Source organism: Arthrobacter crusticola (assembly GCF_004357995.1).
GTDB lineage: Bacteria > Actinomycetota > Actinomycetes > Actinomycetales > Micrococcaceae > Arthrobacter_D > Arthrobacter_D crusticola.
The window spans coordinates 303,874-325,711 of record NZ_SMTK01000003.1; the positions used below are offsets into that span (position 1 = coordinate 303,874).

Below are 21,838 nucleotides of genomic sequence, written 5' to 3' on the forward strand. Positions count from 1 at the left end.
AACTTTCGAGAGGCGTTCAACGATGAACAATCGCACCCGGATGTCGCGCAGCCTTGCTGGCGGCGCCGTCATGATGCTCGGACTCACGCTTGCGGGGTGCTCCGGGGGAGGAGGCGACGCATCCAGCCGCCCGGAGAACGAACTTCACCTCGCCGTCTACGGGGATGCCGGCAACACGGTCGAGCAGGCCATGGTCGACAAGTTCAACAAGACCTCCGACGTAAAGATCGTGCTTGATACGATCCCCGGCGCCGATTATCAGAAGAAGCTGCAGACGATCATCGACACCGATTCTGCCCCCGACATCTTCTTCAACTGGGGCGGCGGCAGCATCGCGAACTTCGTCGACGCCGGGCTCCTCCTGCCCCTCGACGAGTTCATCGAGGAGGATCCGCAGCTGAAGGATGCATTCCTTCCCTCAGTCTTCGAGACCGCGGTCATCGACGACAAAGCCTACGGTGTCCCGATGCGCGGGACGCAGCCCGTCATGCTCTTCAACAACTCCGAAGTGCTCAAGCAGGCCGGCATCGATGCTCCCCCCGCGACCTGGGACGAGCTGCTCGAGGACGTCAAGAAGCTGAAGGCCGCCGGCGTCACGCCCATCGCACTCGGCGGCGGAGACAAGTGGCCCACTCAAATGTGGTTCCAGTACGTCTTCGACCGGGTCGCCGGCGAGGACCTGTTCCAGGCGGCGCTCGACGGTGATACCGATGTGTGGGATTCCGAGGAAAGCCGCGAGGCGCTCGGAAAGCTGCGCGAACTGATCGACGCCGGAGCCTTCGGCACCAATTTCGACTCCGTCAAGTTCACCGACGGCGGTTCCCCGGCCCTGCTGGCCAGCGGCCGTGCAGGCTTCGAACTGATGGGCTCATGGGAGTACGCCACGCAGCAGGACTCGGACCCGGCCTTCGCCGAAGAGGTCTTGGGCTACAGCGAGTTCCCCGCCATCGAAGGCGGCGAGGGAGACCCGCACAACCTCGCAGGCAACACCAACAACTTCTACTCCATCCACAAGGAGACCCGTTACCCCGAGGAGGCCGCCGAGTTCCTCAAGCTGATGTACTCGGACGAGTTCGTGCAGGAGCAGGTCGCCATCGGCAACCTGCCCACCACCACGAACACCGAGAAATTCCTCGATAAGGCTGCCGATCCGGAATACGCCAAGTACCAGTTCGACCTCGTGCAGAAGGCGCCGCACTTCCAGCTCTCCTGGGACCAGGCCTATCCGCCCGAGGCGACCGTGACCATCCACACCGCGGTGTCGCAGTTCTTCAGCGGCCAGATTGATGAAGATGGTTTCATCAAGGCGATGCAGGGACTCTAGGACACGCCGTGACAGTGCTTGCTACCAGCAGGCGGCCGGCGCCGGGCGGCTCACCCGTGAGCCGCCCGGCCCGCTCCGGTGCCTCGTCCGTGGGACGCCCGGGCTTCATCTGGGCCCTGCCCGCCACCATCTTCTTCGCCCTCTTCGCGCTCGTGCCGCTCGCGGCGGTCGCGGTCCTGTCCTTCACCTCGTGGAGCGGCCTCGGCGACCCCCGGTTTGTGGGGTTCGAGAACTGGGAGACGCTCATGGCCGATCCCGTGATGCTCAAGAGCCTCTGGCTCAGCCTCCTCTTCATCGTCCTCGGCGTGGTCACCCAAACGCCGCTCAGCATCCTGCTGGGCGTCTGGGCGGCGGGCAACCAGCGCAACCGGGCGGTGCTCAGCGCCATCTACTTCATACCGTTGCTGCTTTCCTCGGCCGCGATCTCGGTTCTCTGGAGGGCACTCCTTGACCCGAACTTCGGGATTCCGGGCCAGCTCTCATGGCTCTTCGGCGACGGCAACCTCCTGGGCACCCAGTCAGGTGCCATCGGCGTCCTGATCTTCGTGGGCATGTGGCAGTTCACCCCCTTCCACACCCTCATTTACCAGGGCGCGGCGCGCGGGATTCCGCACGTGCTCTACCAGGCGGCAGAGATCGACGGCGCCGGCAGGGTGCGCCAGTTCTTCGCGATCACCCTTCCGCAGCTCCGGAACACCGCCATCACCTCCATCATCCTGATGGTGGTCGGCGGCCTCACCACCTTCGAGACCGTGCTGATCCTCACCAACGGAGGACCGGGCACGGACACCACCATCACCGCTTTCTACATGTACCAGGAAGCGTTCCAGAGCTTCGACTTCGGTGTCGGCAGCGCGATCGCGCTGGTGCTCGTCATCGTCGCCACCGCGATCTCCCTCGTGGTGGTCAAGGTGTCGGGCTACGACAAGATGAACAGCTCGCTGGAAGGACTGTGATGAAGACCCGCCCCAACTACCTTGCCGGTGTCGGTTCCTTCCTCTGGCTGCTCGTGGTGGCGATCCCGCTGTACGTGATGATCTCCGGCACCTTCCAGACGCGCGCCGAATTCGGCGACAACGGTCCGCTGGCCTTCCCGACAAGCTTCACGCTGCAGAATTACGTGGACGCCATTGCCAGCGGGTTCGGCAGGTACTTCCTCAATACCGTCATCGTGACCGTCGGCGTCGTCGCAATCGTCCTCCTGCTCGTGCCGCCGCTGAGCTATGCGATCGTGCGGAGCCAGAGCAGGGCGGCATCCTTCGTCTTCCGCTTCTTCCTCCTGGGCCTGGCCATTCCCGCGCAGGCGGTGATCGTGCCGGTGTTCTACCTCATCAACACCGTCGGGCTGTACGACAACCTGGTCGGCGTCATCCTGCCGACGGCGGCCTTCGCACTGCCCATCTGCACGCTGATCCTCAGCGGCACGATGCGCGACATCACGGGTGAGCTGTACGAGGCCATGGCGATGGACGGGGCGAGCCCGGCGCGCGCCTTCTTCCGGCTGGTGCTGCCGCTGTCCAAGGGCGGCCTCTCCACGATCGCCGTCTTCTCGGCGCTCCAGGCGTGGAACGGCTTCCTGTTCCCCCTGATCCTGACCCAGTCCGAGAACACCCGCGTGGTGACCCTCGGCCTGTTCAACTTCCAGACCCAGTACGGCATCAACATCCCGGGCCTGCTCGCCGCAGTGACCCTCTCGATGGTTCCCGTCCTGCTCGTCTACCTCTTCGCGCGCCGCGCACTTGTCCAGGGCCTCATGGGCGCTGGCGGAAAGTAGCCATGACCGAAACAACACTGAACAACGCTCCGTGGCGGGATCCCGCGCTTCCACCCGAGGGCAGGGTCGAGGCCCTGATCCAGGCCATGACCCTGCGGGAGAAGCTCGCCCAGCTTGTCGGCGTCTGGGTGGGAGCCAACACCGAGGGCGGGGAAGTAGCTCCCCACCAGCACGAGATGAACGAGGCGGTAGACCTCGACGAGCTCCTGCCCCACGGGCTCGGGCAGCTGACCCGGCCGTTCGGCACCGCCCCGGTGGAACCCGGACTTGGCGCCCTTTCGCTGCAGCGCACCCAGGAGAGGATCGCCGCGGCCAACCGTTTCGGCATCCCAGCACTCGTCCATGAGGAGTGCCTGGCCGGCTTCGCCGCCTGGAAGGCGACTGCCTACCCCGTGCCGCTGGCCTGGGGTGCCACCTTCAACCCCGACCTGGTGCGCACCATGGCGTCGGCCATCGGGGCGGACCTGCGGTCCGTGGGCGTCCACCAGGGCCTCGCGCCGGTGCTCGACGTCGTGCGTGACGCCCGCTGGGGGCGTGTCGAAGAGACAATCGGCGAAGACCCCTACCTGATTGGGACCCTCGCGACCGCGTACGTGCAGGGACTTGAGCGCGCCGGAATCGTCGCTACGCTCAAACACTTTGTGGGCTACTCGGCGTCCAAGGCCGGCCGGAACCTGGCCCCGGTCTCCATCGGCGAGCGTGAGCGGGCGGACGTACTCCTGCCCCCGTTCGAGATGGCGGTCCGTGAGTCCGGCGTGCGCTCGGTCATGCACGCCTACACGGACATCGACGGCGTGCCGACGGCGGCCGACGCCTCCCTGCTGACCACGCTGCTCAGGGACACCTGGGGCTTCGATGGAACGGTCGTCGCCGATTACTTCGGGATCGCCTTCCTCAAGGAACTCCACCGTGTGGCGGCGACGCTCGGTGAGGCGGCTGCTGCTGCCCTCACCGCAGGGGTCGACGTGGAGCTGCCCACGGTTCACACCTTCGGCGAGCACCTGGTCAACGAGATCGACGGCGGCAGGCTCAGCGAGGACCTCGTCGACCGCGCGCTCCAGCGCGTCCTCCGCCAGAAACTCGATCTCGGCCTGCTGGATCCCGACTGGTCTCCCATCCCGTCGGCCCTCGCCGGCGCCGCGCCGTCCTCACTTCCCGTCGTCGACCTCGACAGCGCTGGAAACCGCGCGATCGCGGGCACCCTCGCGGAACAGTCAATTGTGCTGGTGCGCAATGACGGCCTCCTGCCGATCACCCGGGCTCCGCGGATCGCGCTGATCGGCCCCAATGCGGACACCCACCGGGCCTTCCTCGGGTGCTACTCCTTCCCGGCCCATGTCGGCGAGCAGCACCCCCACATCGAGATGGGCCTGCCCATCCCGACGGTTGCCGACGCCCTCCACCGGGAATTCCCCGACAGCGACATCACCGTGGCGGCGGGCTGCACTATCGACGGCACCGCCGTGACGGGATTCGATGAGGCGGTCGCTGTCGCCGGCGGAGCCGACGTCGTCATCGCCGTTCTGGGGGACCGTGCAGGACTGTTCGGCCGCGGTACGAGCGGTGAGGGCTGCGACGTCGAGTCGTTGGCCCTGCCTGGAGTCCAGCAGCAGTTGCTCGATGAACTGCTGGCGACGGGCAAGCCCGTCGTTGTCGTGCTGCTGACCGGCCGCCCCTACGCCCTCGGTGCCGCAGCGGCGACCGCCGCCGCCATCGTGCAGGGGTTCTTCCCCGGGGAGGAGGGTGCGGCGGCCGTCGCAGGAGTGCTCAGCGGCCGGATCAACCCGAGCGGACGCCTGCCGGTCAGCATCCCGGGAACCCCTGGCGCACAGCCTTCCACCTACCTTGCGGCGCCGCTGGCCCAGGCCAACGGCGTCTCGAGCATCGATCCGACGGCGGCCTTCGGCTTCGGCCACGGGCTCAGCTACACCCCGTTTCTGTGGCGGGACCTCGAGGCGACGGCGGCGACCGCGGACACCGACGGCGAGGTGACAGTGAGCCTGACCGTCGAGAACACGGGGGACCGCGACGGCGTGGAAGTGGTGCAGCTTTACCTCCACGACCCGGTGGCGTCCGTCGTGCGGCCGGTCCAGCGCCTGATCTCCTACGCGCGGGTGCCCCTTCCGGCGCACGGCGCGGCGCGGGTTCGGTTCACCATCCACGCCGATGTCACGTCGTTCACCGGGCGGGACGGCCGTCGCGTCGTCGAACCGGGAGAGCTCGAACTGCGCCTCGGTGCCTCGAGCTGCGACATCCGCCTCGCGTCATCCCTGACGTTGACGGGGCAGCCCCGGCCGGTCGACCATACCCGGCGGCTTCACTGCCCGGTGCAGGTGGAAACATTCTAGGAAAGGCCCCGTTGCCCGCTCCCGTTCCGGCCGGGGGCGGGCTTCGTGCTGCCGGGGCAGTGGCTGCAGGGAGAACAACGAAACGAGGCACCAACCCTGAACGGGTCGGTGCCTCGTGTGGTGCTGCGGGCCGGCCAGCTAGAACGTCACCGCGGCCACCGCCGCACGGTACTGCCGGCGGATGAGCGGCCGGTGGTCCGGCTCCCGGTCCTCCTCGGCCTCCATGCGCCAGCCGGGCCGCGAACCGCTCAATGCCCACGCCGCCTGGACCGCAGCGCCGCGGGCAACATACTCACCCGGTGCCGGAACCCGTACGGGCAGGTCGAACACCTGGGCCGCAACCTGCTGCACCGCCGGATTCTGCGCCGCCCCGCCGATCAGCAGCAGCCGCCGGGGCGTGACGCCGGCGTTGCGCACGGCGTCGAGCGCGTCGGCCAAGCCACACAGCATCCCCTCGACCGCGGCCCGGGCAAGGTTGGCCCGGGTGCTCGACGCGATGCTGAGATTGTGGAAGCTTGCTTTCGCCGTCGGCAGGTTGGGGGTGCGCTCGCCCTCGAAGTACGGCACCAGGACGACTCCGCCCGACCCAGGCTCCGCGCCGGCGGCGAGTTCGGCGAACCCGTCGTGGTCGACGCCGAGGAGGCCTGCCACGGAGGACAGCACGCGGGCGGCATTGAGGGTTGCCACCAAGGGAAGGAACAAGCCGCCGGCGTCGGCGAAACCGGCGACGACACCCGAGGCATCTGCGACCGGCGCCGGCGCAACGGCGAAGACGGTCCCGCTTGTGCCCAGGGACACGACGACATCGCCCTCCTCGGCTCCGAGGCCGAGGGCGGCGCCCGCATTATCGCCCGCACCCGCTCCGAGCAGGATCCGGCCGTTGCCGGACGGGCTGTAGGAAGGGTGGACGGTGCCTGCCGAGGCTTTCGGAGACAGGACCCGCGGGAGGAGAACGTTCCCTGGCGCGCCCTGCGTACCGCGTCCTGAGGCGCGCGCCTCCCGCGCGGGACGGCCGAGGATCAGTTCGAACAATTCGACGTCGTACTCACCCGTCGCCGGGTTCCAGTAGCCGGTGCCGCTGGCATCCGAACGGTCGGTGACAAGTTCCTCGAGGGTAGGCCCGAGCGGGGACTCACCTTCCGGACCGTAGCCGCGCAAACGCCAGGTCAGCCAGTCATGGGGAAGTGCGACGGCGGCGATCTCCGGCACGAGCTCCGGCTCGGCATCGCGCACCCAGCGCACCTTGGTGCCGGTGAAGGATGCCACCGGAGCCAATCCGGTCCGGGCCACGAGTTCCTCGAGCCCCACCTCGTCGATGAGTGCCGAGGCGGCGCCCGCCGAGCGGGTGTCGTTCCACAGCAGTGCCGGGCGCAGGACCCTGCCGTCGTGGCCCAGCAGCACCATTCCGTGCTGCTGGCCCGCGATGGAGAGGGCATCGACGTCATCCCCCAGGCCCCCGGCCTCGTCGAGGGCGGACAGCAGGGCCGCCCACCACGCCTCGGGGTGGACCTCCGTGCCCTCCGGGTGGAGGCCCCGGCCGCTGCGGACCTCCACCCCGGATTCGGCATCTACGACCACGGCCTTGCAGCTCTGGGTGGACGAGTCGACGCCCGTAACGAGGCCCATGGATCAGCGGGCGCCGAGCAGGTGCTCGATGAAGAGCTGCTGCAGCTTCACGAAGCCGAAGCCCTTGCCGTTGAAGTACGCATCGGCGTCGAACTCTTCGTAGGCGGACCGGTCGGCCCGCAGGTCCTCATAGCCTTCGCCGGCGTTGAGGGTCGGTTCGTTGATCTCCGACACCCGAGACGCCGCGAGCGCGGCCTGGACTTCGGGGTCCGCCCGGAACGCGGCAGCCCTTTCCTTGAGCAGCAGGTAGGTCTGCATGTTCGCCGCCGCCGAGTCCCAGACGCCGTCCATGTCCTCGGTGCGGCTCGGCTTGTAATCGAAGTGGCGCGGTCCGTCATAGGAGGGGCCGCCGCCGGGGCCGCCGTTTTCGAGCAGGTCGACGAGGGAGAAGGCGTTCTGCAGGTCGCCGTGGCCGAAGACAAGGTCCTGGTCGAACTTGATGCTGCGCTGGCCGTTGAGGTCGATGTGGAACAGCTTGCCCTGGTAGAGCGCCTGCGCGATGCCGTGGGTGAAGTTCAGCCCCGCCATCTGCTCGTGGCCCGTCTCCGGATTGATGCCCACGAGCTCCGGGCGCTCCAGGGTCTCGATGAAGGCCATCGCGTGGCCGAGTGTCGGGAGGAGGATATCACCGCGCGGTTCGTTGGGCTTGGGCTCGATGGCGAAGCGGATGTCATAGCCCTTGTCGGTGACGTAGTCACCGAGGAGGTTCACGGCCTCCCGGTAGCGCTCGAGCGCACCGCGGATGTCCTTGGCGGCGTCGTACTCACTGCCTTCGCGCCCGCCCCACATGACGAACGTCTGGGCGCCGAGCTCGGCTGCAAGGTCGATATTGTCGAGCACCTTGCGCAGGGCGAAACGGCGGACGCCGCGGTCGTTGCTCGTGAAGCCTCCGTCCTTGAAGACCGGATGGCTGAACAGGTTCGTCGTGACCATGGGGACCACCAGTCCGGTGGACTTAAGGGCGCCCTTCAGCCGCTCGATCTGCGCCTGGCGCTCGCCGGCACTTGACCCGAAGGGGAAGAGGTCGTCGTCGTGGAAGGTGATGCCGTACGCGCCAAGGTCGCTGAGCCGGTTGACGGCGTCGACGACATCGAGTGGAGCGCGGGTCGCGGACCCGAACTGGTCCTGGGCTTCCCAGCCCACCGTCCAGAGTCCGAAGGAAAATTTGTCATCGCGGGTGGGCTCGATCGCCATTGAGTGCTCCAAAGGGGGGTGTGACTAATATGTTGTCTCTATAAACATATTAGGTCTGGAGCGAGAGTCAAGCGGTGGACGACCGCATTTTTGTCCTTTACACGCTCTCCGGTTTCTGCAGAAGCGCAGCGGCCGCCGGCGGTTGCGCGACGCCCTCAGGAGCCCAGCGCCCGGACGCTCGAGCGCTGCACCAGGGCCGTCGACATCTCGATGCGCGGGCTTTCCACGGACTCTCCGCGGATGAGCCGCACGAGCGTCCGAGCTGCCAGGGAACCCATCGCGGACAGCGGCTGGTGGACGGTCGTCAGCGGGGGTGAGGCCCACCCGGCCTCGGGCAGGTCGTCGAAACCGACGACGCTGAGATCATCGGGGATGCGCAGCCCCCGCTGCCGTGCGGCCTCGTAGACGCCGAGCGCCATCTGGTCGCTCGCGGCGAAGATCGCCGTCGGCGGTTCGGGGTGGGTGAGGAGTTCCATTCCGGCGGCGAACCCGGAGGAATAGTCGAAGTCGCCGTTGATGACAAGCTCCGGATCGAAGGCGACGCCGGCGGCGTCGAGCCCCGCCCGGTAGCCGTCAAGGCGTGCCCGGCTGCACCACAAGCCGGGCCGGCCGGCGACAAACCCGATGCGGCGGTGGTTCTGCTGGATGAGGTGCTCGGTTGCGGTGACCGCTCCGGTCCAGTTGGTGGCGCCGATCGTGGGAACTTCAAGGTCGGGGACGCCGGCGGGATCGACAACGACGACGGGCACATTGAGGCGCTGCAGTTCCGCGTGCAGGAAGGAGTCGAGATCCGTGGTGACGAGGATCGCGCCGTCACTGACCCGGGCGCCGAGGGCGTCGAGCCATCGGCGCGTCGAGTCGGCACCCCCGCGCCGGTGGATGGCGGAAAGGACAAGCGACATGTCCTCCGCATTGAGGGCTTCCTCGACGCCGCGGATGATTTCGACGGCCCATGGGCTGTCGAGGTCGTTGAAGACCAGATCCACAAGGCCGGACGGCGCCGGCTGCGCAGTGCCCCGCCGCCGGTAGCCGTACTCGCGCAGCAGGGCCTCCACCCGCTCGCGCGTCGCGGGAGCCACATCCGAGCGCCCGTTGAGGACGCGCGACACCGTGGGAACCGAGACCCCCGCTGCCGAGGCGATGGCCGAGATGGTCACCGCAGGTTGGGTGTTGCCCTGCACGCTGTCCTCCTCCTGGATCCGGGGCGGGATGGAGCACCCGGAACCTATTTTGCGCCGCACCCTTGACCTTTCCTGTGCGGTGTTCCTAACCTACAGCAACGGCATTTCCGGAAACTTCCGGAAAATTGGTCTCGAAGTTTCGGACGCCGTTCCGCACCTCAAAGGAGAGCTCATGAAGGTCCGTTCGTCCCTTGCCGCCGCAGTACTCACCTCGGCGATGCTTCTTCCCGCCGTGGGCCCGGCGCTCGCAGCGCAGAACCCCGCAGCTCAGGCTCCCGGGCTTCAGAAGCAGGACACCCTGCGCTGGGCAGCGCCCCAGGACCTGAAGATCGGGACGGCGGTCGCGGGCGGCGGCCACCACGAGACGCAGGCGTACCCCGATCCGTTCACCTACGACCAGGAATACCGGCAGAGCCTCGCCGCCGAGTTCAACTCGGTGTCACCTGAAAACCAGCTGAAGTGGGAGTTCGTCCATCCCGAACGCAACACCTACCGCTTTGCCGAAATGGACGCAATCGTCGAATTCGCGCAGCAGAACAAGCAGGTGGTGCGCGGACACACCCTGTTCTGGCACAGCCAGAACCCGGCGTGGCTGGAAGAGGGCGACTTTTCCAAAGACGAGCTCCGGGCCATCCTCAAGGACCACATCCAGACCGTCGTGGGCCGGTACGCGGGAAAAATCCAGCAGTGGGATGTAGCGAACGAAATCTTCAACGGTGACGGGACGCTGCGCACGACGGACAACATCTGGATCCGGGAGCTCGGCCCCGAAATCATCGCCGATGCCTTCCGTTGGACCCACGAGGCGGACCCGAAGGCCAAGCTCTTCTTCAACGACTACGGGGTCGAGGGCGTCAACGCCAAGAGCAACGCGTACCTCAGGCTCATCCCGGAACTGCAGGCGCAAGGGGTCCCGGTGGACGGCTTCGCCATCCAGGGACACCTCAGCACCCGCTACGGCTTCCCGGGCGACCTGCGTGCGAACCTGCAGCGCTTCGACGACCTCGGCCTGGAGACGGCAATCACCGAGATCGATGTGCGGATGGATGTCGCACCGGGGACCGCCCCGACCGCGGCGCAGCTTCAGAAACAGGCCGGCTACTACCAGAGGGCACTTGAAGCCTGCGTCAGCGTGGACGAGTGCAACTCCTTCACCATCTGGGGCTTCACCGACAAGTACTCCTGGGTTCCGGTGTTCTTCGCCGGCGAGGGCGAAGCAACGGTCATGTGGAACGACTTCACCCGGAAGCCTGCCTATGACGCCCTGCAGGTGACGCTGGAGCAGGCGTCCCCCGGGCGCGGCAACCGCTAGGCACCGCTTCCGCCTCCGGCAGGCGGGGCGGGAGCGTTCCCGGCAGTACATCCAGCAGCGCATGCGGCCCCGGAGCGTCCGGGGCCGCGGCCCGTCCCGGTGTGGGACGGGCCAATGGACAAGGAGAACCATGAGACAAGGACGTCTGATTGCGGGCGCGACGGTGCTCGGCCTGATCACCGGGGCCGGAGTGCTGGGAGCGCCCATGGCGCAGGCCGACGAGCCGGCGGTGCTGTTGAGCGAGGATTTCGAGGACGGCAACATCGGCCCGCTCACCCAGAACGGCGGTCCGGCGCTCTCCGTCGTGGACGCCGACGGGGACAAGGCCCTGCTCGTGCGGGGGCGGGCGAACGACTACGACGGTGTGAAAACCCCCGCCAATCTGCTGCGGCCGGGCGGAACCTACACGTTCTCCGCCTCGATGAGGCTCGCGGCCGCGGCCGGCACCACCACATCGGCGCGCTTCGTCGTCGAACCGGCCTACAACTGGGTGGGAAACACTCAGGTGTCAGCGGATGATTGGACAACAGTGACCGGCACCTTCAACGCCCCCGGCGGGGCCGACCCGGCAGCCCTCCGTGCCTATCTCGGCACCGGGGACCTGGGCGCACCCTACGACTACCTCGTGGACGACGTCGTCATCACCGGCACGGCCGGCCCGGCGGACAGCCCCTGGCAGCCCGCCCCCGACCCCGCCTTCGTTCCCGGCGGCGCCGTGAACCCGACCCCGACGCCGATCGCGGCGGCCCGGGGCACCGGCAATGCCGCCGCGCTCACCTTCGATGACGGCCCGAACCCCGGCGAGACAACCGCCGTCCTCGACCTTTTGCGGGACAAAGGCATTTCGGCCAGCTTCTGCGTCATCGGGCAGAACGTCCAGGCACCCGGTGGTGCCGAACTGCTGCGGCGTATCGTCGCCGAAGGGCACGCCCTGTGCAACCACGGCACGTCCTACGCGGACATGGGCTCGTGGACGGAGGCGCAGGTCGAAGCGGACCTCAAGGAGAATCTGCGCATCATCCGCGCAGCCGCAGGTGACCCCGACCTGCAGGTCCCGTACTTCCGTGCGCCGAACGGCAGCTGGGGCGCCACCGGCGAGGTTGCCGCGGCGCTCGGGATGCAGCCCCTCGGCCTCGGGAACGTCATCTTCGACTGGGACGGCAACGACCTCAGCGAGGCCACGCTCACCGGGAACCTCCGCAAGGCCTTCGTGCCCGGCGCCGTGGTGCTCGCGCACGACGGCGGCGGAGACCGGACGAACACCGTCAAGGCCGTGGCAACCGTCGTGAGCGAGAAGCAGGCCGAGGGGTGGACCTTCACCCTGCCGAGCGGCGGTGCGGATACCGGGCAGACGACCGGCGTCACCAACGGCTTCGAGGCAGGGACCGACGGCTGGACCGCACGGGGTGACGGCGTGCAGGTCAGCGCCGGCAGCGATGCCCGGACCGGGACCGGCAGCCTGCTCGTCACCACCCGAACCCAGCCCTGGCACGGCGCGGCCCTCGACGTCACCGCCGCACTGCCTGTCGGGTCAGCGGTGGAGGTATCGGTCTGGGCGAAGCTCGCCCCGGGCCAGTCGCCCGCCTCCCTCAAGGTGTCCGTGCAGCGCGACAACGGCGGCGCAAGTGCCTACGAGGGCGTGGCGGGCGCTGCGGCAACCATCACGGCCGATGGCTGGACGCAGCTCAAGGGCACCTACACACTGGGGGCGGCGGCCGACAAGGTGCAGATCTACGTCGAGGGCCCCGCCGGCATCGACTTCAGCCTCGATGACTTCAGCCTCACACCGTTCGGCGAACAGCCGATCCAGACCGACGTGCCCGCGCTGAAGGACGTCCTCGGCGCCCGGGGCATCGAGCACGTGGGCGTGGCGATCGACGCACGCGAAACAGCGGGAACTGCGGCGGACCTCGTCCGCAAACACTTCAACGCCTTCACCCCCGAGAACGCAGGCAAACCCGAGAGTGTTCAGCCGGTTGAGGGCCAGTTCTCCTTCGCCCAGCTGGACCAGCTGCTGGACTTCGCAGACGCCAACGACATCCAGGTCTACGGCCATGTGCTGGCCTGGCACTCGCAGACCCCTGCCTGGTTCTTCCGGGACGGCGCGCGTGATCTGACCAACAGCCCGGCGGACCAGGCCCTGCTCAAGGCGCGCATGGAAGCGCACATCAAGGGCATCGCCGACCACATCAACGCACGGTACCCGGAGGGCGACAGCCCCATCTGGGCCTGGGACGTGGTGAACGAGGTAATCGCCGACGGCGAGACGGCGAACCCGCACAACATGCGCGACAGCCGCTGGTTCCAGGTCCTCGGTGAGGGTTTCGTCGACGAGGCCTTCCGCCTGGCCGACCGGCACTTCCCGGAAGCCGCGCTGTTCATCAATGACTACAACACCGAGATGCCCGAGAAGCGGGCTGATTACCTCGAGCTGATCCGGGCGCTCGAGGCCCGCGGCGTGCCCATCGACGGTGTGGGCCATCAGGCCCACGTCGACGTCGCGCGGCCGGTGCAGTGGCTCCGGGACTCGATCCGGGCGGTGGAGGCGGTCAACCCGGAACTCCTGCAGGCCATCACGGAGCTCGACGTCAACGCCTCCACGGAGAATCAGGGGGCGGATGTGAGCGGCGTCCCGGCCGACCCGTACAGCCCGGCGTTCGAGAATGATGAGGACGCGGCGGCGGAGGTCGGCTACTACTACCGCGACCTCTTTGCGATGCTGGGTGAGAACGGTGCGTCGATCGACTCGGTGACTTTCTGGGGCATCAGCAATGCCCGCACCTGGCTGCGGACCTGGCCGATGGCCCGGCCCTGGGAGCAGCCGCTCCCGTTCGACGACGACCTGCAGGTCACCCCCGCCTACTGGGGCATTGTCGACCCGGCCCGGTTGCCCGCCCGGCCTGCCGATGTGCTGCCGCCGCGGATCGCCGACCAGTCGGACATCGCCGTCGTCTCCAACGGAGCCAGCGGCACGAAGGTGGACTATGCGCTGCCGTCCGCCATCGACACTTTGGACGGCGAAGTCCCGCTGACCTGCGCCCCGGCGCCCGGCAGCCGTTTCCCGGTGGGAACCGCGAGAGTCACCTGCACCGCGAAGGACGAGGCGGGCAATACGCGGACGAGCACCTTCGACGTCATCGTCACGCGTAAGCAGACCGGCCGGCCCTGACGGCCCAGCCGGCCGACTCAACCGGCTGAAACAAAAAGGGAGCTCCTCCTCTTCCAAGGAGGGGCTCCCTTTTGTGCGTTGCCCGGCGTCGATCAGACGGCGGGCCCGATCCGGTCAGACATAGGAGCCCACCAGCCGGACCGCTCCGCCGTCGACGCCCTTGGCGCCCTGCACGTAGTCTGGTCCGTCGGTTGCGGCCGATCCGGTGGCTGAGCCTACGGTGCCCATGGCCCAGGCGGGGACGCCGCGCCCGGCGAGGCGCGCCAGGGCGGCGTCGGCTCCCTCGGCCCCCACGATGGCCACCATGCCCACGCCCAGGTTCAGGGTGCGCTCAAGGTCGGGCAGGGGCACGTTGCCGAGCTCGGAGACGAGGGTGAAGATGGGCGGCAGCGCCCAGGTGGAGCGGTCCACGGTGGCCTCCATGCCGCGGGGGAGGACCCGGGCGAGGTTCGCGGCGAGCCCGCCGCCGGTCACGTGGCTGAACCCGTGCACGGCGGCGCCGGTGTAGCGGGCGAGGTCGAGGCAGTCGGCGGCGTAGATGCGCGTCGGCTCGAGCAGTTCCTCGCCCAGCGTGCGGCCCAGTTCGGAAACCTGGCGGTCAAGGGCCCACCCGGCCGAGTTGATGACGCGGCGCACGAGGGAGTAGCCGTTGGAGTGAAGGCCCGAGGCGGCCATTCCGATCACGACGTCGCCCTCCCGTACGCGGTCCGGTCCGAGCAGCCCGTCGGCCTCCACGATGCCGGTCGCCGCACCGGCGACGTCGTACTCGTGCTCCCCGAGCAGGCCGGGGTGCTCGGCGGTCTCCCCGCCCACCAGGGCGGTTCCGGCCACCGAGCAGGCGGCGGCGATGCCGCGGACGATAGCGGCGATGCGCTCGGGCACCACCCTGCCGCAGGCGATGTAGTCGGTCATGTAGAGCGGCTCCGCGCCGACCACCACGATGTCGTCGACGACCATACCCACCAGGTCGAAGCCGATGGTGTCGTGGATGTCCAGGGCCTGGGCGATGGCGACCTTGGTGCCGACGCCGTCGGTGGAGGTCGCCAGCAGCGGCCGACGGTAGGTCAGCAGCTTCGACACGTCGTACAGGCCGGCGAAGCCTCCGACGCCCCCGATCACCTCGGCGCCGTGGGTGGCCTTCACCGCGCCCTTCATCAGCTCGACAGCGCGGTCACCGGCCTCGACGTCCACTCCTGCACTGGCGTAGGTGATGGGGTTGGGGGAGGGGGTCATACCCGTTCTTTCCTGTCTGCGTCGGTGAGTACAGCTTCGAATTCAGTGTCCGGCCCGGGCTCGCACCCGTCGGCGTCGTCGGCCGGGTTGCGCTCCAGGAGGTTCTTGCCCAGGCGGTCGGCGGCGGGGAGCTCGATGGGGTAGCTGCCGGTGAAGCAGGCCGTGCACAGCCGTTCGCGGGGCTGCTGGGTGGCGGCGATCATGCCGTCCTCGGAGATGTAGGCGAGGCTGTCGGCGCCGATGGACTTGCTGATCTCCTCAACGGCGGCGCCGTTGGCGATCAGTTCGGCGCGGGATGCGAAGTCGATGCCGTAGAAGCACGGCCAGCGGACCGGCGGGGAGGAGATCTTGACGTGGACCTCGGCCGCCCCGGCCTCCCGCAGCATCCGCACCACTGCGCGCTGCGTGTTGCCGCGCACGATCGAGTCGTCGACCACGATGATGCGCTTGCCGCGGATCACCGATTCGAGGGCGTTGAGCTTCAGCTTGATGCCCAGCTGCCGCAGGGTCTGGCTGGGCTGGATGAAGGTGCGGCCCACGTAGGCGTTCTTGACGAAGCCGTGGGCGAAGGGGATGCCCGACTCCTCGGCGAATCCGACCGCGGCGGGGGTGCCCGATTCGGGCACCGGGATGACGATGTCGGCCCCGGCGGAGTTCTCCCGCGCCAGCTGCCGGCCCATCTCCACCCGGGATTCGTACACCGAGCGCCCCGCGATCGCTGCGTCGGGGCGGGCCAGATATACGTACTCGAAAACGCAGCCGGCTGCCGTTGAGGTCCCGAAGCGGCTTGAGCGGACCCCGTCCTCGTCGATGGCGATGAACTCCCCGGGCTCGATCTCCCGGATGAAGCTCGCGCCAACGGTGGCCAGCGCGGCCTGTTCGGAGGCGACCACCCAGCCGCGCTCGAGGCGGCCGAGCACCAGCGGGCGCACCCCGTAGGTGTCCCGGGCCGCGTAGAGGGTTCCCTCGTCCATGAACACGAAGCAGAAGGCGCCGCGGATGTTCGGCAGCAGGTCCATCGCCGTTTCCTCGAGCGAGCGGCCCTCATCGCCGGCGAGCAGTGCGGTGACCAGGGCGGTGTCGGTGGTGTTGCCCTGGGCGATCTCCCCGGAACGGGGCACGCCGTGCCGGTTAAGGACCATCTGGTACAGCTCGGCGGAGTTGGTCAGGTTGCCGTTGTGGGCCAGGGCGACGGTGCCCGCGGCGGTGGCGCCCAGGGTGGGCTGGGCGTTGGCCCACTGCGAGGCTCCGGTGGTGGAGTACCGGCAGTGGCCGACGGCGATATGGCCGGTGAGGGTGTTCAGGGTGGTCTCGTCGAACACCTGGGACACCAGGCCCATGTCCTTGTACACATTGATGCGCGCCCCGTCGCTGGTGGCGATGCCGGCGGACTCCTGCCCCCGGTGCTGCAGGGCGTACAGGCCGTAGTACGTCAGCTTGGCCACCTCTTCCCCGGGGGCCCAGACGCCGAAAACGCCGCAGGCATCCTGGGGGCCTTTTTCGTTGGGGAGAAGATCGTGGGTAAGTTTTCCATCACCGCGCACCATGGACCCATTCTCTCACGGGCCGGATCCGGTGCCCGAACGTGACGGCGCCCGGCTCCTGCGGCGAACGAAAAGAGTTCTTCCGCCCCTTGACTTGTATACGGCGTACACCTAGCGTTGGGGTTCTGATGGTGTACGTCGTACGCCACACACCCGAGAGAGTGGAAAATGACCTCACTGCGAAGGACCGCCGCCGTCGCCGGCGTCCTCTTCCTCATCACGCACGTCACGTCGGTTGCGGCGCGGCTGCTCTACGTTCCGGTGCTTGGCAATCCGGACTACATCGCCGGCTCGGGGCCGGAGTCGCTGGTGGTCCTGGCCGCCTTCCTCGACGTGCTGCTCGCAGTGGCCATCGTCGGAACGGGCGTTGCCCTCTACCCCGTGGTCCGGCGGCAGAACGAAGGCATCGCCCTGGGGTATGTGGCGCTGCGAACCCTCGAGGCCGCGGTGATCACCGCCGGCGTCGTCGCCCTCCTCGCGCTTGTGACGCTGCGCCAGGACCTGCCCCAGGCGGGCCCTGAGACGCTCGCGCTCGGCAGTGCCCTGGTCGCCTTTAACAACTGGACCTTCCTCGTCGGGCCGAGTTTCTTCTGTGGAACGAACACCGTGCTCCTGGCCTACCTGCTCTACCGGTCCGGGCTGGTGCCGCGGTTCATCGCCGTGCTGGGACTGGTGGGAGGGCCCCTGGTCTTCGCCTCGGGGGCGGCCCAGATGTTCGGCCTCTACGAGCAGGTCTCGGTGTGGGCGGCGGTAACCGCCCTCCCGGTCTTCGCCTGGGAGGTATGCCTTGCGGTCTACCTGATCGCTCGAGGCTTCCGCTCCCCGGCCGTGGCGGCACTCGACGCGGCCCAGACACCGGGCGACCGCGTACCCGCCTAGTCCGAGGAGAAGCCGTCGGGACATCCCGGCGGGCGGGCGGAACGGCCCGGGCGGGAGGGCGGACGCGCCACCGGTGGCGGTGCGGCCGGTGCCTCAGCGGGCGGTTTTTGCCGCCTCGGTATTCGACTGTTGGGTTTTCGCCCCCCGCGAGGTCCAGCCCCGCGCGTGCAGCCGCTCGAAGCCGTCGAGCAGCAGATCGAGGGCGAACTCGAACTCGAACTGGTCGTCGCAGCCGTGCCCGACCACCGACCCCTCGTCGTGCGTCACCGACGTCGCGATCGCCACCACGTTCGGATAACGCTGGGCCGCCTGCCGCAGCATCTCGGCCCGGTCGGCGTCCGATACGGCAGGCGCCGGCGCCGCGGGGTCCTCGAACAGTTCCTGGGTGAATCCCCACACCCGACCGCCGAGGGCGTGCATGGCGTGGTGGGTGAGGTCGAGGGACAATCCGCCGGTCAGGAACACACCGACGAAGGAGTCCATGTAGTCGAGCACCCGAGGGGTCATGGCGGTGCGGGTCTCGATTGCCCGGCGCGCCCAGGCGTGCCGCTGCAGCGTGTGCCGCGCCGAGAGGATCCTCGACCGCACGCCGCTCTTCCAGTCGGCATCGGCCGCCGGGGGATCGATCTCGCCGACGATGACGTCGACCATGCCGTCGAGGAGTTCCTCCTTGTTGGCGACGTGCTTGTAGAGGGCCATCGGCACGACCCCCAGTTCCTGGGCCAGCCTGCGCATGCTGAGCGACTCGATGCCGATCTCGTCGGCAAGGGCCACTGCGGCCTCCAGCACCCGGGCCCGGTTCAGGCGCGGGCGCGGCCCGGCCTGAAGGGTGTCCGTCATTGCCGCCGCCTTGTCCTGTGCCGCACTCCCGGTCGCATCGTTAGGAGTACAGTGTACGCCTCGGGTTCGGCGGCCGGAACCGCCCGGAGGAGGGCGGGCTCAGGCGTCGTCGTCAACGGGGTCGGCCGAGAGGCGGCGGGCCCGGCGCACGCTGCGCCGGTCAAGCACCAGGACCACGAGGGCACCAAACAGCAGCCCGGGCAGTGCCAGGACGACGAAAAAGAACCCCAGGACAGATTCGCGGGTCAGGGTGGGATCGGGCGGGCTCGTGTAGGCGATGATCAGTGCTGCGATGAAGCCGGCAGCCACTCCAAGCAGCATGAACGGGGCGAACCGCGGGGCGCGGCGCACGCTCACCTCGCGGCGCTCGGTGGGGCGCCCGGACGGGCTGTCGGACGGCGGGGTCTCGGAGCTCATGAATTAAGGCTACCGGCGATCAGCCGGTCCGTTCGACCAACTGATAGCCGTCCTCGGCGAACACCAGGCTGTAGGCAGTGCCCGGGTAGGTCTCCTCGGCGTGCGCCTCGGCGTCGGCCGGGGGAGTGGTGCCCCAGCTCCAGTCCTCGGCGTCAACGAGGAGGAAGTCGGGGGCCGGGTTGGTGTTCCCGATCCAGTACACCTCCGAGCCGGGCACGAGGTAGGCCATCAGCCCCACTCCGGTCTCCACGGTGGCCCCGCGGGGCACCGCATCGATCAGCCGGTGCGCGGCGTCCCAGCGCGCGGACTGCCGGTAGGTGGTGGGGTCGGCGAGCTCCGCCAGGGCCTGGCCGGGCAGCAAGGCCAGCGCGGCGGCCGCGGCGCAGGCGCACCCGGCCCCGGCGAGGATCCGCGGCAGTCTGCGCCCGCTGCGCCGAAGCCGGGCCGCGGCGTCGATCAGGGCCAGGAAGAGCACGGGCATGAGCACGGCGCTGTAGTGCCAGCCCGGCCCCCAGTAGCCCACCTCGGTGGAGGCGAAGCGCCAGAGCAGGGTCGGCACCAGGACCAGCGCCAGCGGTGAGCGCAGGAAGACCACCCCGCCGGCCACCAGGAGCAGGAGCGCCGTCTCGTACTTGGGCGCTCCAGAGAAGAAGTCGGCCGCCGCCTGTATGGGGTCGGCCAGCATCGCCGCCGCGTCGACCCGGCCGGCGTAGTCGTAGGATCCACCGGAGTTCAGGCCCGGCAGGATCACCCGCACCGAGAGCAGGAGCCAGAGGGCACCCCATGCCGCAAGCCAGAGCCCGGCCGCGTGCCGGAAGCGCAGTGCGCTGACCAGGCCGAGCGCGATCACCGTCAGGCCCAGGTCCTCCTTCACGAAGACCAGCAGGGCGCCCCAGGCCACGGCCGCGGCAAGGCGCCGGCGGATCACCGCTTCGCAGCTGAGGGCGAGCAGCGGGACGGCGAAGGCGATCTCGTGGAACTGGGCCGCGGCGGCGGCCTGCAGCCCCCAGGACAGGCCGTAGGCCAGTCCGACGGCGGTCCCGCCGGCCCGGCCCAGTTCCCGCAGCCCGGTGCGGGCGACGACGAACACCGAGAGCCCGAACAGCAGGTTCTGCACGACCAGGAGGGCGAAGGCCGAGGGGAACAGTGCGTACACGGGCCCGAGCAGGACCAGCAGCGGATGGAAGTGATCCCCGAGCAGGTTGAAGGACTCGCCCTTGATCGGAACGATGGGCGCGTCGAACCCCGCGTAGGCCTTGGCGAGCTGGGTGAAGATCCCCAGGTCCCACGACGGTGACTCGAGCCGGTGCCACTGCGCGGTGGAGTAGGCGCAGTAGAGAACCGTGACCGCACCGGCGATCAGCCAGGCGCCGGTGGGCTGGCGCCGGAGGGCGCCGCCGGCCGCGGCCGCCAGGGTACCGGGCCGGACCATACCGGTGCGGCGGAGTGCCGGTCGGCCGGCGCTCCGGTGCGGCGCCGGTGCTGGATGCGCCATGGCTATCGGCCCGGAACGGATGGCCCGGCGGACGGACCGGGCACGTCGGGGAACAGCGGCAGCCAGGCGCTGAGGTCGGCCCGCTGCCCGGAGGCCGACACCCTTCCGGCGGCCACCGCGCCGCTCCAGGAGAGGGCTCCGGTGGCCAGCTCGAGCCAGGTCTGCGGATCGGTTTCCACAACATTGGGCGGGGTGCCCCGGGTGTGGCGCGGCCCTTCGACGCACTGCGTCACCCCGAAGGGCGGCACGCGCACTTCGACGCTGTTGCCCGGGGCACGTTCGGCGAGTTCCTCAAGGCAGAAACGCACGGCCGCGGCCTTCTCGGCCCGGCCGCCTCCCGGCGCGGCCCGGAGGGCGGCGTGTCCGTCCTCGGTGCTGATGCGTCGTCGTGCCATGCCGTCCCTTTCGGTGCCGTTCCTGCCCTCCGGTGCCCGGACCTCAGCTCAGCGAACCCGCGTCCAGTTGGGCCAGCACGGGTGCGGCGAGGCGCAGGCTGCCCACGGGGCGTCCACCGCCGAGGACGCGCGGGACCACCCGCTCGAGCACCGCGCCGACCTCCGCGGCGTCGATGGCGCCGGCGGCGGCGAACAGGCTCAGGCCCACCAGGGTGGCCGCCCGCAGGTTGCCGTCGAGGACCTTCAGGGCGAGGGAGGCGCCGGTGGGTGCGGCCAGGACCAGCACGCCCTCGGCGCCGCTCTTGGCGAGGATGCCCAGCTCCTCCATGACCACGGAGTTGTCCTGGCCCCGGCCGTGCACGGCCCACGGGTAGTCGAGCATGGCGGTGGCCACGGTCGCGGCGCGCGCGTCCGCGTGCTTGTCGGAGGGCGCCTTGGCGATCCTGCCGATGCCCCGGGCCAGGCCGGTGAGGGACACCGCGGCCACGGGCGCGCCGCAGCCGTCAACGCCCCAGTGCGCCGGTGCCTCTCCGGTGTACTCCTCGATGACCTCGGCGATGCTCTGCTGCAGCGGGTGCGCCCGGTCGAGGTAGGTTGCGTGGTCCCAGTTGTTCTCGGTGCACGCCCAGAGGAATCCTGCGTGCTTGCCGGAGCAGTTGAAGGCGATGCGCTGTTTTCCCTTGCCGGAGAGGACCAGCTGGGTCCGGGTGGCCTCGTCCTGCGGCCAGTCCTCCGGGCACTGGAGGTGCTCTTCGCTCACGCCGGCGGCATTGAGCATTGTCTTCACCACGTCAAGGTGTTCGGCGCTGCCCACGTGGCTGGCGGCGGCGAGGGCCACCTGCGGGCCGCGCAGGGGCACCCCGGCCTTCATGGTGGCCAGGGCCTGGAAGGGCTTGAGGGTGGAGCGCGGGTAGATCGGCGCCTCGACATTGCCCAGCGCGGTCACCACCGAGCCGTCGGCGGCGAGGACGACGGCGGATCCCACGTGGCGGGACTCGATCAGGCCGCTGCGCTCAAGGACGGCGAGATCAACGGCGTCGTCCGAGCTGAAAGTTGAAAGCATGGAACAAGTATTGCCTATCCGCCGGCTCCTTCCGCGGCGGCTTT

General features: G+C 69.0%; 17 protein-coding genes. 7 read left to right on the forward strand and 10 right to left on the reverse strand.

What is annotated here, in order from left to right; genetic code table 11:
* Positions 1-22 precede the first annotated feature (22 nt).
* Genes E2F48_RS09180 through E2F48_RS09195 form a run of 4 tightly spaced genes read left to right on the forward strand, consistent with a single transcriptional unit; the run spans position 23 to position 5,446 of the window.
* Positions 23-1,324 (forward strand): ABC transporter substrate-binding protein, encoded by a 1,302-nt coding sequence (locus tag E2F48_RS09180; protein ID WP_133403694.1) that lies wholly within the window; start codon positions 23-25, stop codon positions 1,322-1,324.
* An 8-nt stretch (positions 1,325-1,332) separates the two neighbouring features.
* Positions 1,333-2,280, forward strand: a complete 948-nt coding sequence (locus E2F48_RS09185; RefSeq protein ID WP_133403695.1) for a carbohydrate ABC transporter permease — start codon at positions 1,333-1,335, stop codon at positions 2,278-2,280.
* Entirely contained in the window at positions 2,280-3,098 is an 819-nt protein-coding gene (locus E2F48_RS09190; protein ID WP_133403696.1) for a carbohydrate ABC transporter permease, read from the forward strand. The genes E2F48_RS09185 and E2F48_RS09190 overlap by 1 nt, the downstream gene beginning before the upstream one ends.
* Positions 3,099-3,100: 2 nt before the next feature.
* A complete protein-coding gene (locus E2F48_RS09195; RefSeq protein ID WP_133403697.1) occupies positions 3,101-5,446 on the forward strand; it encodes a beta-xylosidase/alpha-l-arabinosidase in 2,346 nt (781 codons plus the stop codon).
* A 138-nt stretch (positions 5,447-5,584) separates the two neighbouring features.
* On the opposite strand, the gene E2F48_RS09200 is transcribed toward E2F48_RS09195, so the two are convergent.
* The 3 genes from E2F48_RS09200 to E2F48_RS09210 all read right to left on the reverse strand — a co-directional run bounded on the left by E2F48_RS09200 (position 5,585) and on the right by E2F48_RS09210 (position 9,507).
* Positions 5,585-7,072 carry a xylulokinase gene (locus tag E2F48_RS09200; RefSeq protein ID WP_133403698.1) on the reverse strand — a complete coding sequence of 496 codons (1,488 nt, stop codon included), beginning with the start codon at positions 7,070-7,072 and terminating at the stop codon, positions 5,585-5,587.
* Positions 7,073-7,075: 3 nt separating this feature from the next.
* Positions 7,076-8,266, reverse strand: a complete 1,191-nt coding sequence (gene xylA / locus E2F48_RS09205; RefSeq protein ID WP_133403699.1) for a xylose isomerase — start codon at positions 8,264-8,266, stop codon at positions 7,076-7,078.
* Positions 8,267-8,421: 155 nt separating this feature from the next.
* The gene (locus E2F48_RS09210; protein WP_246018732.1) at positions 8,422-9,507 is read right to left on the reverse strand and encodes a LacI family DNA-binding transcriptional regulator; all 1,086 of its coding nucleotides are present in this window, start codon (positions 9,505-9,507) and stop codon (positions 8,422-8,424) included.
* Between the two features lie 112 nt (positions 9,508-9,619).
* Here E2F48_RS09210 and E2F48_RS09215 point away from each other — a divergent pair, with 112 nt between their 5' ends.
* Positions 9,620-10,759, forward strand: a complete 1,140-nt coding sequence (locus E2F48_RS09215; protein ID WP_133403701.1) for an endo-1,4-beta-xylanase — start codon at positions 9,620-9,622, stop codon at positions 10,757-10,759.
* A gap of 130 nt (positions 10,760-10,889) precedes the next feature.
* Positions 10,890-13,928: an endo-1,4-beta-xylanase gene (locus E2F48_RS09220; RefSeq protein ID WP_165968735.1), complete on the forward strand. Its 3,039-nt coding sequence runs from the start codon at positions 10,890-10,892 to the stop codon at positions 13,926-13,928.
* A gap of 114 nt (positions 13,929-14,042) precedes the next feature.
* On the opposite strand, the gene purM is transcribed toward E2F48_RS09220, so the two are convergent.
* Together purM and purF are read right to left on the reverse strand one after the other, a co-directional pair.
* Positions 14,043-15,161 (reverse strand): phosphoribosylformylglycinamidine cyclo-ligase, encoded by a 1,119-nt coding sequence (gene purM, locus E2F48_RS09225; protein WP_133403703.1) that lies wholly within the window; start codon positions 15,159-15,161, stop codon positions 14,043-14,045.
* Positions 15,158-16,708, reverse strand: coding sequence for an amidophosphoribosyltransferase (gene purF / locus E2F48_RS09230; protein WP_133403704.1), 1,551 nt, complete (start codon positions 16,706-16,708; stop codon positions 15,158-15,160). The genes purM and purF overlap by 4 nt, the downstream gene beginning before the upstream one ends.
* A 165-nt stretch (positions 16,709-16,873) precedes the next feature.
* Between purF and E2F48_RS09235 the strand changes: the two genes are divergently transcribed.
* Positions 16,874-17,584 carry a DUF4386 domain-containing protein gene (locus E2F48_RS09235; RefSeq protein WP_133403705.1) on the forward strand — a complete coding sequence of 237 codons (711 nt, stop codon included), beginning with the start codon at positions 16,874-16,876 and terminating at the stop codon, positions 17,582-17,584.
* A 93-nt stretch (positions 17,585-17,677) separates the two neighbouring features.
* Here E2F48_RS09235 and E2F48_RS09240 read toward each other — a convergent pair whose 3' ends face one another.
* The 5 genes from E2F48_RS09240 to E2F48_RS09260 form a co-directional block, all read right to left on the reverse strand.
* A complete protein-coding gene (locus tag E2F48_RS09240) occupies positions 17,678-18,424 on the reverse strand; it encodes a TetR/AcrR family transcriptional regulator C-terminal domain-containing protein (protein ID WP_133403706.1) in 747 nt (248 codons plus the stop codon).
* A 99-nt stretch (positions 18,425-18,523) separates the two neighbouring features.
* A complete protein-coding gene (locus tag E2F48_RS09245) occupies positions 18,524-18,841 on the reverse strand; it encodes a hypothetical protein (RefSeq protein WP_133403707.1) in 318 nt (105 codons plus the stop codon).
* A 19-nt stretch (positions 18,842-18,860) separates the two neighbouring features.
* On the reverse strand, positions 18,861-20,336 hold the full coding sequence (locus E2F48_RS09250) for a DUF2079 domain-containing protein (RefSeq protein WP_133403708.1): 1,476 nt from the start codon (positions 20,334-20,336) through the stop codon (positions 18,861-18,863).
* Positions 20,337-20,338: 2 nt separating this feature from the next.
* Positions 20,339-20,731, reverse strand: a complete 393-nt coding sequence (locus E2F48_RS09255; RefSeq protein ID WP_133403709.1) for a sterol carrier family protein — start codon at positions 20,729-20,731, stop codon at positions 20,339-20,341.
* A 43-nt stretch (positions 20,732-20,774) separates the two neighbouring features.
* Positions 20,775-21,794, reverse strand: coding sequence for an asparaginase (locus E2F48_RS09260; protein WP_133403710.1), 1,020 nt, complete (start codon positions 21,792-21,794; stop codon positions 20,775-20,777).
* Positions 21,795-21,838 lie beyond the last annotated feature (44 nt).